The following is a 14,171-nucleotide window of genomic DNA, read 5'->3' as shown; positions in this document are numbered from 1 at the left end:
CCGGCTCAGCCCACCGCCCGCAGCGGATCCTCGCGCAGCTCGCCCAGGGCGGGGATGACCAGGGTGGTGTATTCCTCGTAGCGCGCCGCCGGCAGGTCCTGCAGCGCCAGGCGCTCGATGCGCGGTGAGGCGATCGGCAGTTGCGCCGCCTCGTACAGGATCACGTCGTGATCCGCCGGGTACCAGCGCAGCAGCTTGTCGACCAGCGCCTGCAGACCGTCGCGCTCGGCGTGCAGGCGGCGGCACGACAGGTCGCCGGACAGCGCCACCTGCCACAGCAGCACCAGGCCCGCGCTGTCGGGCTGGCGGTCGTAGACCATGAAATGCGTCGCTTCCATCGACTGCACGCCGCGCTTGCCGGGGTCGATGCCGAGGTCGGCGTACAGGCAAGCCTCCGCCGAAATGCCCGGCTCCATGCGCGCCGCGATGCCCCTGGCGCGCGCTTTGTCCAGCACCAGGTGCGGCACGTCGGCAAACACGCCCGGGTGCCCGTAGAACACCGCGCATACGTGCCTGCCCGCGTTGACCTCGGCCATGATCGCCGCGTCGATCTCGCGGTAGGTCTGGCGCCGGTCCTTGCCCGGCGCGTAATGCGCACCGAGGTTGATCGCATCCGGCCGGAAGCGCTGGATCATGCCCAGCGCGAACGGATCCACCAGGCAGAACACGACTTCGGCCTCGCGGATTTCCGACAGGCAACGTTCGCTGGCATGGCGGCCGAACTGGATGCCGCTGCCCACCACCACCAGGCTCCCGGCCGCGGCCCGCGCGCCTGCGGCGGCCGCCGTGCCGGCCAGCACCACGCGGTCCCGCCCGTCGTGCTTGGCGCGGTACAGCGCGCGGTCTGCGCGGTGGATCAGCTGCTCCAGCGAGGCGGTCTCGCCGTCGTCCTGGCAGATGCCGGCACTGACCTTGAACTCGAAGCGCTGGCCGAACACGGTGATCGGCTCGATGCGGCCACGCAGCCGGCCCATGAGCGCTTCGGCGGCCGCCGCTTCCGCGTCGAGCAGGATGGTGAACTCGTCGCCGCCGCTGCGCCCGGCAATGCCCTGCGTGCCGACGATGTCGGTGATCCACGCGCCCAGCGAGCGCAGCGCCTCGTCGCCGGCGGCGTGGCCGTAGCGGTCGTTGACCTGCTTGAACATGTCGATGTCGGCGACGATCGCGGTGAACGGCCGGCCATCGCCGCGCGCACGCGCGAACGCCTTGGCGCCGAGCTTGCGTACCTGTTGATAGTTGTACAGCCGCGTGAGTCCGTCGTGCTCGGACTGCCAGCGGTAACGGCGGCGCTCGCGCATCGAGCGGCGCAGCAGGCCGAACAGCAGGATCGCGGTAACCAGCAACCCGGCCATGCCGCCCGCGAGCAGCCACTGGCGGCGCTGGGTGGCGGTGACCTGCAGCGCGGCGAGTTCCTTCTCCGCTTCGAGCAGCGCGATCTGCTGCTCCTTCAGCCGCGTGTCGAACTCGACCTGCAGGAAGGCCAGCCGTCGCTCGCGGGCATCGCGCTCGGCCGCCTTGGAGGCATCCATGGACCGCCTGTAATGCGCCAGTGCCTGGACCGCATCACCACGCCGCTCGGCCAGCCTGGCAATCAGGCCCTCGGTCTCGGCGATCGCGAGATGCGTCTCCTGCGCGCTGTAGTAGTCGAGCGTGTCGCCCAGCAGCGCCTCCGCCTCGCCGAGTCCGCGGTTGGCTTCGATCAGGCCTTCGGCTACGCCCAGCCGCGCGCTCCAGGCACCGGCCGCGAAACCGGCGGCCTCGAAGTCCGCCAGCGCCTGGCGTGACCAATCCAGGGCCTCGGCATGGCGCCCCTGGCGGGCCAGCATCTTGCCCACGCCGTATTTGCCGTTGGCGATGAACACCACGTCGCCGGCGCGCGTGCAGGCCTCGATCTGGCGGTGCCGCCAGGCCGTCGACTCCTCGATGTTGCCGGCGTGGTCCTCGACGATGGCCACGTCGGTCACCGCCATGCACACCGCCCTGGGGTCGGTGCCGGATTCGACCGCGGCAAGCGCATTGAGCGCGAGCTCGCGTGCCTTGGCGTGTTCGCCGACCAGCGTGTGCAGGTAGCTCGCCGCACCAAGCAGGCCCGGGGCTTCGGCCGGCGCCTGCGACAGGTACGGCAGTCCCTCGCCGAGCAGCGCGAACGCCGCCGTCCAGTTCTCGAGGTTGGCGGCGATGCTAACGGCGGTCGTGTACACACGCACGCGCAGCGAAGCGGGCAACTCGCGCCGCAGCAGTTCCGACAGCCCGTCCAGCGCGACGGACTGCTCGCCAGCCAGGGCCAGGTTGCGCAGGCGCACGTATTCAACACGCTGACGCTGCGTCGCGGTCAACGCCCCCGGGCGGCTGGCGAGGGCGGCGATCTTTGCTTCGGCGTCGCGCCAGTGCGCGGCCACGGCCAGGCGCTCGATCTCGGCCACCGCGGCCTCGGCGCTGTCCGTGGCCAGCGCCGGCGTGCCGACCAGTGCCAGCAGCACCAGCGCGACGGAATGGAACCGGCTCATGCGCGCGTCATGGTCGACAGGCCGCGGAACCGGCTACTCGTACGCCTTGATGATGTGGTTGGTGGCGAACTGCCCGTCCTCCAGACCGGTCAGGCGCTTGATCGCCGCGTAATCACCGGCGAGCAGGGCCTTCTGCTCTTCGCCCGACAGCCCGGCGCGGCGTACCACGGCGGCCGGGTCCTTCGCATATTCCGCCGCCAGCGCGGCATCGCTGCCAAGCCTGCGCATCAGATCAAGCAGTGTCGACATGTCGCTCCCCCCAAAGGAATCGGCCTGCGCGATGGCCGCACGGGATGCCCCGTGCCCCCGGCCATGCAGACCGGCGACATTACCATATGGCCATGACTGCCCATGCGCCCTCCCGACCAGTCGGCCACCGTTCTCCGGGACGCCTGCGCGAGGTGTTCCTGGCCTTTCTGCGGCTGGGCCTGACCGCCTTCGGCGGCCCGCTCGCGCATCTGGGATACATGCGCGAGGAGTTCGTGCAGCGGCGCCGCTGGCTGGACGATGCCGCGTTCGCGCAGCTGCTCGCGGTCTGCCAGTTCCTGCCGGGGCCGGCGAGCAGCCAGATGGGCTTCGCGATCGGCCTGTTGCGCGGCGGCTGGGGTGGCGCGCTGGCTGCGTTTGTCGCGTTCACGCTGCCCTCCGCGCTGCTGCTGTTCGCGTTCGCCGCGCTGGCGCCGCACCTGGCCGACGGTCCGGGCCAGGCGGCCATGCACGGTCTGAAGCTGGTGGCAGTGGCGGTGGTGGCGCACGCGTTGCTGGGCATGGCGCGAAAGCTCGCACCCGACGTGACGCGTGTGCTGATCGCCGTCGCCGCAGGCCTGCTCGTGGCGCTGGCCGGCACGGCCTGGATGCAGCTGCTGGCCATCGCGCTGGGTGGCGCGCTGGGGTTGTGGCTCTGCCGCGGACTGCCGCCGGCCGCGGCCATGGCGCGCGTACCGCTGCCGCACGGCACGCGTGGTGCCGCGGTGTTCGCAGCGCTGTTCCTGCTCGGACTGGGCGTCGCGCTGCTGCTGCCGGCGGACGGCGCACCGGGCGCCGCCCACCTCGCCGCCGCGTTCTACCAGGCCGGCGCGCTGGTGTTCGGCGGCGGTCACGTGGTGCTTCCACTCCTACAGCAGACGGTGGTCGAGAGCGGTTGGGTCGGCCTCGACGCCTTCCTTGCCGGCTACGGCGCCGCCCAGGCGGTTCCGGGCCCGATGTTCTCGCTGGCTGCCTTCCTTGGTGCCGAAGTACCGCTGGGCCTGCCGGCGGCGGTGGGCGCGACGGTCGCGCTGCTGGCGGTGTTCCTGCCCGGCTTCCTGCTGCTGCTCGCGGTGCTGCCGCTATGGGCGCGCGTGGCGCCGCGGCCACGCGTGACCCACGCGGTGGCCGGCATCAATGCCGCGGTGGTGGGGCTGCTGGCCGCGGCGCTGTACGACCCCGTGCTGGCGTCCGGCATCCGCGGACCGGCGGATCTCGCCATTGCCGCGCTGGGATTCCTTCTGCTGGCGGTCGCACGGGTGTCGGCACTGTGGGTGGTGCTCTGGTGCGTGGCGGCATCCATGGCCCTGGGCGCACTGGGGTAGGCAGGCGCGGAAACCCCTACCATGCGCGCCTCACCCTGCCCCGGCTGCCGCCATGTCCACTCCGACCACCCCCGCCTACCTCGACGACGACCAGATCGAACGCCTTGCCGCCCTGCTTGACCAGCGCGCGGTGCCGTTCAAGGGCTTCAACCTGGAGGCGCTCGACGGATTTCTCTCGGCGTTGGTGGTGGGGCCCTCGGCGGTGCCCGTGGACGAATGGCAGCCGGTGGTCTGGGGCGGCAAGCCGCGGCGCTGGGAGTCACCCGACGAGGCGGCCCAGGTGCAGGCCCTGCTGATGGGCCACTGGAACATGTGCAGCGCGCGCGTGCGCTACGGCGACGACGACCTGCCCGACCACCTCGCCCCGCTGCTGTGGCTGCCCGAGGATCCGGAACTGACCGGCGAAGAGGCCCTGCGCGAGGACGAACTCGATGTCGGCCACGACTGGGCATTGGGATTCTTCGCCGCGGTCGGCCTGCGCGAGGAGCAGTGGGACAAATGGCTCGACGACAACGCGTGGATGGACGACATCTTCGACATGCTCGACCGGCTCGCCAGCGGCGAAGTGCTCGACACCGAAGATCCGTCCGCGCCGGCGACCCCCATCAGCTACCGCGAGCGCCTGGAGATCATCGTCGGGCTACCGGGCATGCTGGCCGACCTCAACCACCACCGCGTGGAAGCATTGACCCCGCGCGAACCGATCCGCCGCGAAGCCACGCCCGAGCGCAACGCGCCCTGCCCTTGCGGCAGCGGCAAGAAGTACAAGAAGTGCTGCGGGAGTCCGGCCACCGGCTAGCCAGCGGTCGGGACGCTGACCGGCAGGCTTGATGGCTCGGACTCAACGCGAGACCAGGTCCACCAGCCTGAGCCCCAGCCACACCGCCGCAATGCCCAGCACCACGCTGCCGCCGGCATACAGCGCGGCGGTGGCCAGCTCGCCGCGGCGGACCAGGTACATCGCCTCCAGGCCGAATGCCGAGAACGTGGTGAAGCCGCCCAGCAGCCCCGTGAACAGGAACAGCCGCGCGTCCGGCCCGAACGCATCGTGCCGCTCCGCGAGCCCGGCGAGGATGCCCACCACCAGGCAACCGAACACGTTCACCGCGAAGGTGCTGTACGGAAACCGCTCCTGCGCGGTCAGGTGCAGGACCAGCCCGCCAAGCTTGTAGCGCGCAATCGCGCCGAGAAAGCCGCCGAAGCCGACGAGCAGGATGCCTTGCATGTCAGCGCCGCAGGAAAGGTGGAGCCGCAGCATGGGCCATGCGCGGCGGACGTGTCACCCCACGCCACGCGGCAGCACAGACCACGCCATGTGCACCGTGCCGTCCACGACCGACTCGACCGCGAAGCCCAGGCGCGCGTACAACGCGCGAGCCGGATTCTCCTCGTAGACGCGCAGCTGCAGCCGGCGAAACCCGCGGCCGGCGGCCAAGCCCTGCGCCTGCCGCACCGCCCATGTGCCGATGCCTGCCCCTGGCGTCCGGGCACCACCTGCAGGTCGCGCAGCCCGAGCGCGTCACCCTCGGGCAGCAGCCGCAGCAGGCCGACCATGTCCAACCCGTCCAGGATCAACAGGTTCTCAAAGGCCGCCCAGCTGCCGCGGAAGCGCCCCGGGTCCCAGGCGACGCCGCGCACCGCGCGGTACGCGGCCATGTTGCGGCGACTCAGCGATTCGCAGAACGCGAAGTCATCGGCATCAGCGGTGCGCAGGGCAAGGATCATGGCGAAGGCCGCGGGCGGGAACGGAATCCGGCGCGTGCTGCGACGACTAGACGGGAAGCCGCTTGACCGCCGCCACGGAATCCGCGACCAGCTTTTCCAGCACCTCGGGATCCACGTCGGAGAGCCTGCGGATGGACAGGCACGACTTGCCCATCTTGTGGCGACCGAGCCGCGCCAGCAGCCCGGCCTGGACGGGGCCGCTGGCCGTGAGGTACACGCTGATGTCGTGCTTGCGCGGCGAGAACCCGGTGACCGCCATGTCGCCCTCGCGGCCGCTCGCGTACCTGTAGTGATAGCTGTCGAAGCCGACGATGCTTGGGCCCCACATGGCCGCCGGCTTGCCGGTGATCCTGGCCATCATGGCGAGGAGCGCCTGGCAGTCCTCACGGCGCTGGTCGTCTTCGACGGCGTCAAGGAACGTGGAGACGCTTGAGTCGGTTGGCTTGGTCTTGTTTTCGCTCATGGTGTCCGTGATCCGTCGGTTGGCTGAAGAAACCAGGGCAGGCGCCACCGTTATAACCCCGCGCTCCGTTCGAAGAAGCCGACGCTCCGCCGCAAGTCCGGGATCAAGCCGCGCCGCAAAGCAGCGTCGGCTTGAACGAATCACGCGGGATCAGCCTTCGTTGACGCACTGCTGAAGTATTTCCATCCATTTCGCCTGTTCTTTCTTCTGGAACATCTCAACGCGCCATGTCGTGTTGTCGATATCCTTTGTGTAAACAAAGAAGCCACTTGCCCGCCTGTTTGCGATGCTTCGCCCGAGATTGGCGGCGCCAACATTCGACGCGCCGGCAAGACTCGATCCGCCATGAACGGCCATGCCGCCTGACTGAATATTCGATTCCCAGGAGCGAATCATTTCAAACGGATACTCTTTGATCAGAGATTTCTCTCTGAGCTTTACCAAGCGCTTCTCTGGACAGACCGCGATGCCCGTTCTTCCGTACGAGAAGGAGTACTTGAACCCTTCGCCGAAGCTTGGTTTGGAGGAATTCTTCCTGGCCAGCCCGACGATGCCCCAAAGCAGAAGCCCAAGACCCAGAAATGAAAGAAGGCCTCCGAATGGAACTCCAAAGAACGGCGAAACGAAAAGCAGCGCGCCCACAACCATCTTGATCATCACGTTTCCCCTTGCGTGTGTTGTCGGTCAGTCAAGTCCGTTCTTCATCCCTAGACATAGCCACCATCCTGCTCCTGCGCCCTTCCCAGCGCCACCAGCATCTCCAACAGCCTGGGCAGCCGCTTCTTCCAAGGGCCGCGCGCAGTGAACCTGGCGGCAAGCGCATCAATCGAGAGCGGCACGGGCTTGCAGCGATGACTTCCGCGACGGCGCGGACCTGGTCGACAGCGTCCTTCGGCCACGGCTGGGGTTTGGTTGCCGGAGCGGCAGCGAGTTCGGGGTCGGTCTCGGAGGCTTCGCCAGCGTCGCGGTCACTGTCGAAGCTGACATGTCCGGATTCGCGCTCGCGGACCGCGTCGGGGTTCTGGAAATCCGGGCGCAGCCAGCGGATAAGGCCGCGTGCCTCCTCGGCGGCGCGCTCGGCATTAAAGGCAACAAGCCGCTCAGGAATCACTTCGTCGAAACTGCGCTTCGCGTCTTCGCGAGAGACGCCTTCGTCCGGCGCGGCCGTGCCGTGCACCACACGCAGCAGCGGCAGCAAATCGCCCCAGCCGTAGGCGTACAGCACGGCCTCGTCGAGCTCGTCGTGCAGCTGACGGAGAACGGAGACCAGCCCCTGCTCGTGGATCGCGCGCTCTTTCGCGGTCAATGGCTGGCCGCTGCGCAGGGCTTCGAGCACGTTGTACATGCCGGTCAGGGTCAGGCCGGGATGGGCGGCCTGCTGGCGTTTGCGGTGGGCGTCGAGCTGTTCTGCGAGGTTGCGGATGCGTCCGGAAGTGTATTCGCCGTAGGTTTCAGTCTCCGCGGTGGTGCCGTCCGGATTGAGGAGGACGACGCCAATGGGGCCGCCGAACTTATCGGCATCGTGCAGATCTGGCAAAGGGAATGGCTCGAAGCAGCGGGTCTTGTTGTAGACAAGATCGTTTCCTACACCCATTCGCTCGCCAGATGCCAAGGACCAACCGCGATGAACTTCGGACGACAAGACGCCAAGCGTCACTCCATCTGACAGTGCGGCGATGCCCTGCCATCGCGCGATGAACGCTGCGGCAGTGGCGCCGTCGGCCACGTGCGTGTCGTCTGCTGCTTCAGTCACCGGTTGGGCCCCCCGCCCTCCATGGCTGCACGGAGCATACGCGAGAGGCGTCACCGATGGCACTTGATGCACGCTGACGGCAATTCATCGATCAGCGGTGAACCGGTTCACATTGACACTCGCGTATTCAAGCAAAACACACGGAAATCTCACCCCTGCAGGATCAGTGTCGACTCACTCGACATGGTGCCGAACAAGGAGAATCCCCATGGGCAACAACACCCAGAACGAGCGTGACCAGGACAAGCAGCACAAGCAGCATGGCACGCAAGGCCAGCAGCAGGGCCAGAAGCAGGGTCAGAACCAGGACCAGGACCAGCAGCGCGACCAGAACCGGACGCGCAGCCAGCAAGACCAGCAGCAGGGCCAGAACCAGACGGGCGGCAAGCAGGATCAATCCCGCAATTGACGGGACTCACATCCGAGACCAGAAGAGCCCCCACCGGGGCTCTTCTCGTTTCGCGCGATACGCCTGCGGGCCATCGGCCCGCAGGCGCTGCAATCGCTACTTGCGGATGACCTGCGTGTGGCCTTTCAGTGCTTCAGCGAGGCCCGGCACGCCATCGGCGCCGGTGGGCACGCTGATGCTGGAGCCGGTGAACTCGGCACCGATCGGCTCGGCACGACCACCGAGGCACGTGGCGAGAAAGCCTTCGGCCACCGCGTTGAACGCCTTGTTGTTTTCCGGCCGCGCAAAGCCATGGCCTTCGTCGGGGAACAGCACGTAGGTCACCGGGATGTTGTTGGCGGTCATCGCCTTGACGATCTGGTCGCTCTCGTCCTGCTTCACGCGCGGGTCGTTGGCGCCCTGCCCGATCAGCAGCGGCTTGCTGATGCGGTCGGCATGCGTCAGCGGCGAACGCTCGGTGAGCCACTTCTTGCCTTCGTCGGTGCGCGGGTCGCCCATGCGCTTGGCGAGCTGCTCGTAGAAGCTGGCCCAGTACGGCGGCACGGTACTGAGCAGGGTGTTGAGATTGGACGGGCCGACGATGTCCACGCCGCAGGCGAAGGTGTCGGGCGTGAACGTGAGGCCGGTGAGCGTTGCGTAGCCGCCGTAGCTGCCGCCCATGATGGCAACCTGGTCGGCCGTGGTGACGCCCTCGTCCACCGCCCACTGCACGGCATCCAGCAGGTCGTCGTGCATCTTGGCCGCCCACTCGCCGTTGCCGGCATTGGTGAACTCCTTGCCGAAGCCGGTGGAGCCGCGGAAGTTGACCGTCAGCGTGGCGTAGCCGCGGTTGGCCAGCCACTGGTTGAAGCCGCTGTAGCCGTACTCGTCGCGCGCCCAGGGCCCGCCGTGCACCAGCAGCACCAGCGGCACGGCCACGTCGGCCTTGCCGTCGCCGTTGGCATCGGCACTCCTGGGCAGGGACAGATAGCTGACCAGCGTCTTGCCGTCGCGCGAGGTGATCTCCTGCGGCCACTGCGGCACCAGCGGCTTGCCGTCCAGTGCGGGGCGTGCGGAGAACAGCTTGGTCAGCGTGCCGCCGTCCGCACGGTCGTAGCGGTAATAGACGACCGGCGCGTCGGCGGCGGAATAGGTGACGATCCAGGTGCTGTCACCGAGCGTGCGCGCGTTCACCCCGACCTCGCCGGGGCCGATGGCCTGCAGCTTGTCGAGATCCGCGGCGATGGCCGGGTCTACCACCTGCCACTCTTCGCGCAGGTAGTTCACCGCCACCGCCTGCACCTTGCCGGTGGTCGGGTGGGCGATGGCCTGGCCGACGTCGGCACGCGCGTCCTCCAGCACCAGCGCGCGTTCGCCGCTGGCGACATCGACGGCGTACAGCGCCGAGGTGTTGCGGCCACGCGAATCCAGCATGTACAGCGTGCTGCCGTCGGCAGTCAGGCCGGCGGGCTGGGTGGTCATGGAATCCTCGAACGGGATGTCCGAATAGACCTTCCAGCCGCCCTGGCCGTCCGGCTGCAGGATGTCCTGCCCGCCATCGGCGCGTGCACGCGTGGCGTAGCGCACCTGCAAACCGTCGTCGGCCAGGTAGCCGCCGATCTCGTCGTCGTTCTTCTCCACCAGCGTGCGTTCGCCGCTGGCCAGGTCGACCTTGTAGAGGTCGTGCCACTTCGGGTCACGATCGTTCATGCCCACCAGCAGCGTGCCGGGGTGCGCGTGGCTTGCGCCGGACACCTGCGCGGTGGTCTTGGCGAACGGGGTCAGGTCGGTGGTCTTGCCCGTCGCGACGTTGACGCTGAAAAGGTGGAAGTCCTCGTCGCCGCCGCTGTCACGCAGGTACAGCAGCGTGTCCGGCAGGTACGACCAGAAGTAATTGCGGATGCCGCGCGCGGTGTCCCTGGTGACCGCACGCGCGGCGGCCGGGTTGTCGACCGGTGCCACCCAGACATTCATCACGCCGTCCACCGGCGCCACCCAGCTGAGGGTCCTGCCGTCGGGGCTGATCATCACCATTGCGCGCTCGGGGTTGCCGAACAGCGCCTCGCGCTTGATCAGCTCCACGCCGGCGATGCGCTCGGCGGCGGTGGGCGTGGCCTGCGCGAGCGCGGTGGAAACGGACATGGCAAGCACCAGGCCTGCGACGGGAACAAGCGGTCGTTGCATGGTGAACTCCTTGGGTGTGTCGGACAGGCGCGGTGGATCGTCTCAGTAGAGCACCCCGGGGGAAGCGCTGGCATATGCCGGCTGGCAGGGGGACCACTGCCATGACCCATGCAGGTGGCGCGGTCAGGGTGCGGGCGCCTCGGGCGCGGCGTACGTGCCCACCAGCCGCGCCCTGCCCAGCACATGGCCGCGCATCGCGTTGACCAGCGCGTTGCGATCGGCATCGGCGGCGATATCGAGCGTGGTATCCAGGGCGAACAGCTGCACGTGGTAGTGGTGCACGCCGCTGCCCGCCGGCGGCTTGGGACCGAAGTAGCCGGTGGACCCGCGGTCGTTGAGGCCCTGCTGCATGCCGTCCGGAGCGGCCAGCACGGGCTCCGCGGCGAGGCCCGCGGGCAACGCGGCGACCCCGGCCGGGATGTTCCAGGCCACCCAGTGCACGTAGGGCGCTGGCCGGTCGGCATCCGGGTCTTCCATCACCAGCGCATACGAGGCCGCGCCCGCCACGGGCTGCCAGGCCAGCGCCGGCGACACGTCGTCGCCATATGCGCTGTGGCGCAGCGGGATCGCCTGGCCGTCGGCGAAGGATGTCGAGGTCAGTACGAAGTCGCCAACACCCGCGGCCTGTGCCACGGCACCGTCGAACGCGAGCGAAGCATCTTCGCCGCGGCACGCCGCGAGTGCGGCCAACAGGCTCGCGAGGGCGAGCGGAAACAGTGCGCGTCGGCGCGTCGAGGTCATGGGTGGCATCCCGTTGTCGCGTGGCATGGGCAGCACGCGTGAACGAGGCGCAAGGCGCGTGTGCCTATCGGGACAACGCGTTCCGCAGCATGCGCAGGTCAGCCAGGAACGCCTCCCTGGCCGCTGGCTGTTCGGCCGCGGGCAGCCGCAGCAGGTACGAGGGATGCACCGTGGCCAACACCGCGGTGCCATCGGCGAGCGGGTGCCAGCGGCCGCGCTCGCGGAGCACGGCAAAGCCCGCACCGAGCAGCGCCTGCGCCGCCATCGCGCCCAGGCACAGCACGAAGCGCGGGCGCAGCTGTGCGAGTTCCGCCTCCAGCCATGGGCGGCAGGCAGCCTGCTCGCCGGCATCGGCGCGCACGTGCAGGCGGTGCTTGCCGCGCGGGGCGTACTTGAAGTGCTTGACCGTGTTGGTGACATACAGCGTGCCCCGGTCGATGCCGACCTCGTGCAGCGCGCGTGCGAACAGCTGGCCCGCCGGGCCCACGAACGGGCGGCCTGCCAGGTCTTCCTGGTCGCCGGGCTGCTCGCCGATCACCATCACACGCGCGTCGGCCGGGCCTTCGCCGGGCACCGCCTGCGTGGCGGGACGCCACAGCGCGCAGGCGCGGCACGCGGACACCGCCTGGTGCACGCCGTCCAGGCCAGCAGCCGGGAGCGCCCGCGACGGCAGGTCCGGGGCCGGGAACGCCTTGCGCGGCACCGTCGGCGCCGCGTCCACCATCTGCTGCATGCGCGCGCCGGCATCGCGGACCAGCGCCGGGATCAGCGACGTTTCCGGCATGTTCTTCCAGTAGCGCCGCGGCATTTCCTTGACCATCGCGTCCACCTTGAGCCGCGCCGGGTTGAAGATGTTGGCGTAGTACACGCGCCACAGGTCTTCCAGCGCGTCGCCGTCGGGCGCGTCGCCGCGGTGCGCGCCCTCGCCCAGGTGCAGGGCCTCGCCATCCCAGTGGGCGCTGCGCGCGGGCGTGAGGATCGACCAGCGCATGCCGGCAAAGCGGCGCACGAAGAACGGCGCGACCTGCGGCAGCACGTCGTGCTCCGGCTCGAACCACGCGATGTAGACCGCGCCGCGGGCGTCGGCCACTTCGCGAAATCGTACGAAGGCCTTCATCTTGTGCTTCTCGCGGCTCACCGCCTTGGCGGCATCGTGCGCCCAGGCCACGTCCGGATCGGTGGCCATGGCCAGCAGCTCGCGTTCACCGTGCACAAGCCGCCACAACAGGCGATAGAGCCGCGCGTGCCGCTGCGGATTGGCGTGGGCGATGACCAGTGTGGCGAGCGCCAGGAACTCGCGTGGCACGCGTGGCGCGCGCGACACGGCCGCGCGCGCGGGGAATGCCCCCGCGCCGGCGGGTCCAGACGTGGCGAGAACGTCCGCATCGATTGTCGGAGACGTCATCCCGCCGAGCAGATCACCCTGCGCTCCACCCTCCCACAACACCTCGGCCGGCGGCACGGCGGCCAACAGCAGGCCGCGTGCCGCTTCGCGCCACTGCGCGAGGTCCGCAGCATCGTCGAGGATGACGCGGCGCATCAGTGCCCGAACAGATCCGGCTGCCGCGGCGGCGCGGCCATCGCGGCGCGCAGCACCACGCTTTCCACGTCGCCGCGCGGGCGATGGTCCGGCGTGCAGATGAAGGGCGACACCTTGCCCATCGCCACGCGCAACCGCACCAGGTCGTCGTAGCGCAGGCGGCGGTGGCGGCGCATCACCAGCAGCTTGTGCACGGTTTTGGCGCCGAGCCCCGGCACGCGCAGCAGCATCTCGCGCGGCGCGGTGTCGAGGTCCACCGGAAACTGCTCGCGGTGGCGCAGCGCCCACGCAAGCTTGGGGTCGATGTCGAGATCGAGCATGCCGTCGGCGCCCGGCGGCGCGATCTCGCCCACCTCGAAGCCGTAGAACCGCATCAGCCAGTCGGCCTGGTACAGGCGGTGCTCGCGCAGCAGCGGTGGCGGCCGCAGCGGCAGCGCGCGCGAGGCGTCCGGGATCGGGCTGAAGGCCGAGAAGTACACGCGCCTCAGCCGGTAGCTGGTGTAGAGCGTGCTGCTGGTTTCCAGCACGTCGCGGTCGCTGGCGGCGTCCGCGCCGACGATCATCTGCGTGCTCTGCCCGGCCGGCGCGAAGCGCGGCGCCTTCTTCTCGGCCTTGGCCTCCTCGATGCCCAGCCGCAGCCGGCCCATCGACCGGCGGATGCCTTGCGCGTCCTTCTCCGGCGCCAGCGCCTTCAGCCCGCCCTCGGTGGGCATCTCGACGTTGATGCTCAGCCGGTCGGCCCAGCGGCCGGCGGCGGCCAGGAGTTCCGGCGAGGCGTCGGGGATGGTCTTGAGGTGGATGTAGCCGCGGAACTTCTCTTCCACGCGCAGCCGCCGCGCCACCTCCACCAGCTGCTCCATGGTGTAGTCGCCGGACTGGATGATGCCCGACGACAGGAACAGGCCCTCGATGTAGTTGCGCCGGTAGAAATCCATGGTCAGCCGCACGACTTCTTCGACGTTGAAGCGTGCGCGGCGCACGTTGGAGCTGCGCCGGTTGATGCAGTAGGCGCAGTCGTAGATGCAGAAGTTGGTGAGCAGGATCTTCAGCAGCGAGATGCAGCGGCCGTCGGGCGCGTAGGCGTGGCAGATGCCCATGCCTCCGGTGGAGCCGATGCCGCCGGGCGTGCCGCGCGCGTCGCGCTTTGCGCCGCCACTGGACGAGCAGGACGCGTCGTATTTGGCGGCATCGGCCAGCACGGCGAGCTTGTCGGTGAGCTGCATCGGCGGAGGGTCCCAGGAGGACGTCTCGCGTGGTGAGACCGGCACCCCCAGGCCGGTTCATCAAACTGAACTCCGT

General features: G+C 69.2%; 14 protein-coding genes. 3 read left to right on the top strand and 11 right to left on the bottom strand.

Translation table 11 applies throughout. From position 1 onward, the window contains the following. Nucleotides 1-5: 5 nt before the first annotated feature. The gene (locus tag H5368_RS01555; protein ID WP_182820671.1) at nucleotides 6-2,507 is read right to left on the bottom strand and encodes a diguanylate cyclase; all 2,502 of its coding nucleotides are present in this window, start codon (nucleotides 2,505-2,507) and stop codon (nucleotides 6-8) included. Nucleotides 2,508-2,540: 33 nt separating this feature from the next. Further along, nucleotides 2,541-2,756: a hypothetical protein gene (locus H5368_RS01550; RefSeq protein WP_182820670.1), complete on the bottom strand. Its 216-nt coding sequence runs from the start codon at nucleotides 2,754-2,756 to the stop codon at nucleotides 2,541-2,543. A gap of 92 nt (nucleotides 2,757-2,848) precedes the next feature. On the opposite strand from H5368_RS01550, the gene chrA reads away from it, so the two are divergent. Then, nucleotides 2,849-4,078 carry a chromate efflux transporter gene (gene chrA / locus H5368_RS01545; RefSeq protein ID WP_182820669.1) on the top strand — a complete coding sequence of 410 codons (1,230 nt, stop codon included), beginning with the start codon at nucleotides 2,849-2,851 and terminating at the stop codon, nucleotides 4,076-4,078. A gap of 52 nt (nucleotides 4,079-4,130) precedes the next feature. Beyond that, nucleotides 4,131-4,877 carry a UPF0149 family protein gene (locus H5368_RS01540; protein WP_182820668.1) on the top strand — a complete coding sequence of 249 codons (747 nt, stop codon included), beginning with the start codon at nucleotides 4,131-4,133 and terminating at the stop codon, nucleotides 4,875-4,877. 42 nt (nucleotides 4,878-4,919) lie between these two features. Here the strand turns inward: H5368_RS01540 and crcB are convergent, their stop codons facing one another. The 5 genes from crcB to H5368_RS01515 form a co-directional block, all read right to left on the bottom strand. After that, nucleotides 4,920-5,303, bottom strand: coding sequence for a fluoride efflux transporter CrcB (gene crcB / locus H5368_RS01535; protein WP_182820667.1), 384 nt, complete (start codon nucleotides 5,301-5,303; stop codon nucleotides 4,920-4,922). A 54-nt stretch (nucleotides 5,304-5,357) separates the two neighbouring features. Then, nucleotides 5,358-5,546, bottom strand: a complete 189-nt coding sequence (locus H5368_RS01530; RefSeq protein WP_343203901.1) for a hypothetical protein — start codon at nucleotides 5,544-5,546, stop codon at nucleotides 5,358-5,360. A gap of 303 nt (nucleotides 5,547-5,849) precedes the next feature. Then, nucleotides 5,850-6,266, bottom strand: a complete 417-nt coding sequence (locus H5368_RS01525; RefSeq protein ID WP_182820665.1) for a DUF1801 domain-containing protein — start codon at nucleotides 6,264-6,266, stop codon at nucleotides 5,850-5,852. 150 nt (nucleotides 6,267-6,416) lie between these two features. After that, entirely contained in the window at nucleotides 6,417-6,923 is a 507-nt protein-coding gene (locus H5368_RS01520) for a DUF4755 domain-containing protein (RefSeq protein WP_182820663.1), read from the bottom strand. Between the two features lie 31 nt (nucleotides 6,924-6,954). Beyond that, nucleotides 6,955-7,992, bottom strand: a complete 1,038-nt coding sequence (locus tag H5368_RS01515; protein WP_182820661.1) for a hypothetical protein — start codon at nucleotides 7,990-7,992, stop codon at nucleotides 6,955-6,957. A 235-nt stretch (nucleotides 7,993-8,227) separates the two neighbouring features. Here H5368_RS01515 and H5368_RS01510 point away from each other — a divergent pair, with 235 nt between their 5' ends. After that, nucleotides 8,228-8,428, top strand: coding sequence for a hypothetical protein (locus H5368_RS01510; protein ID WP_182820659.1), 201 nt, complete (start codon nucleotides 8,228-8,230; stop codon nucleotides 8,426-8,428). 96 nt (nucleotides 8,429-8,524) lie between these two features. On the opposite strand, the gene H5368_RS01505 is transcribed toward H5368_RS01510, so the two are convergent. The 4 genes from H5368_RS01505 to H5368_RS01490 form a co-directional block, all read right to left on the bottom strand. After that, nucleotides 8,525-10,591, bottom strand: coding sequence for a S9 family peptidase (locus H5368_RS01505; RefSeq protein WP_182820657.1), 2,067 nt, complete (start codon nucleotides 10,589-10,591; stop codon nucleotides 8,525-8,527). A 123-nt stretch (nucleotides 10,592-10,714) separates the two neighbouring features. Beyond that, complete coding sequence (locus H5368_RS01500) at nucleotides 10,715-11,332, bottom strand: YbhB/YbcL family Raf kinase inhibitor-like protein (RefSeq protein WP_182820655.1); 618 nt, start codon at nucleotides 11,330-11,332, stop codon at nucleotides 10,715-10,717. Nucleotides 11,333-11,396: 64 nt separating this feature from the next. Beyond that, complete coding sequence (locus H5368_RS01495; RefSeq protein ID WP_182820653.1) at nucleotides 11,397-12,872, bottom strand: UdgX family uracil-DNA binding protein; 1,476 nt, start codon at nucleotides 12,870-12,872, stop codon at nucleotides 11,397-11,399. Further along, complete coding sequence (locus H5368_RS01490) at nucleotides 12,872-14,095, bottom strand: putative DNA modification/repair radical SAM protein (RefSeq protein WP_182820651.1); 1,224 nt, start codon at nucleotides 14,093-14,095, stop codon at nucleotides 12,872-12,874. The genes H5368_RS01495 and H5368_RS01490 overlap by 1 nt, the downstream gene beginning before the upstream one ends. Nucleotides 14,096-14,171: the final 76 nt, after the last annotated feature.

This window comes from Luteimonas sp. MC1782, assembly GCF_014164605.1.
Taxonomy (GTDB): Bacteria; Pseudomonadota; Gammaproteobacteria; order Xanthomonadales; family Xanthomonadaceae; genus Luteimonas.
The sequence above is the reverse complement of the archived record's forward strand: the minus strand, read 5'-3'. Positions and strand labels throughout refer to the sequence as shown.

Coding starts and splice junctions, on each gene's coding strand:
- H5368_RS01555 (WP_182820671.1), bottom strand. CDS start 2,507: ATGAGCCGGTTCCATTCCGTCGCGCTGGTGCTGCTGGCACTGGTCGGC.
- H5368_RS01550 (WP_182820670.1), bottom strand. CDS start 2,756: ATGTCGACACTGCTTGATCTGATGCGCAGGCTTGGCAGCGATGCCGCG.
- chrA (WP_182820669.1), top strand. CDS start 2,849: ATGACTGCCCATGCGCCCTCCCGACCAGTCGGCCACCGTTCTCCGGGA.
- H5368_RS01540 (WP_182820668.1), top strand. CDS start 4,131: ATGTCCACTCCGACCACCCCCGCCTACCTCGACGACGACCAGATCGAA.
- crcB (WP_182820667.1), bottom strand. CDS start 5,303: ATGCAAGGCATCCTGCTCGTCGGCTTCGGCGGCTTTCTCGGCGCGATT.
- H5368_RS01525 (WP_182820665.1), bottom strand. CDS start 6,266: ATGAGCGAAAACAAGACCAAGCCAACCGACTCAAGCGTCTCCACGTTC.
- H5368_RS01520 (WP_182820663.1), bottom strand. CDS start 6,923: ATGATCAAGATGGTTGTGGGCGCGCTGCTTTTCGTTTCGCCGTTCTTT.
- H5368_RS01510 (WP_182820659.1), top strand. CDS start 8,228: ATGGGCAACAACACCCAGAACGAGCGTGACCAGGACAAGCAGCACAAG.
- H5368_RS01505 (WP_182820657.1), bottom strand. CDS start 10,591: ATGCAACGACCGCTTGTTCCCGTCGCAGGCCTGGTGCTTGCCATGTCC.
- H5368_RS01500 (WP_182820655.1), bottom strand. CDS start 11,332: ATGACCTCGACGCGCCGACGCGCACTGTTTCCGCTCGCCCTCGCGAGC.
- H5368_RS01495 (WP_182820653.1), bottom strand. CDS start 12,872: ATGCGCCGCGTCATCCTCGACGATGCTGCGGACCTCGCGCAGTGGCGC.
- H5368_RS01490 (WP_182820651.1), bottom strand. CDS start 14,095: ATGCAGCTCACCGACAAGCTCGCCGTGCTGGCCGATGCCGCCAAATAC.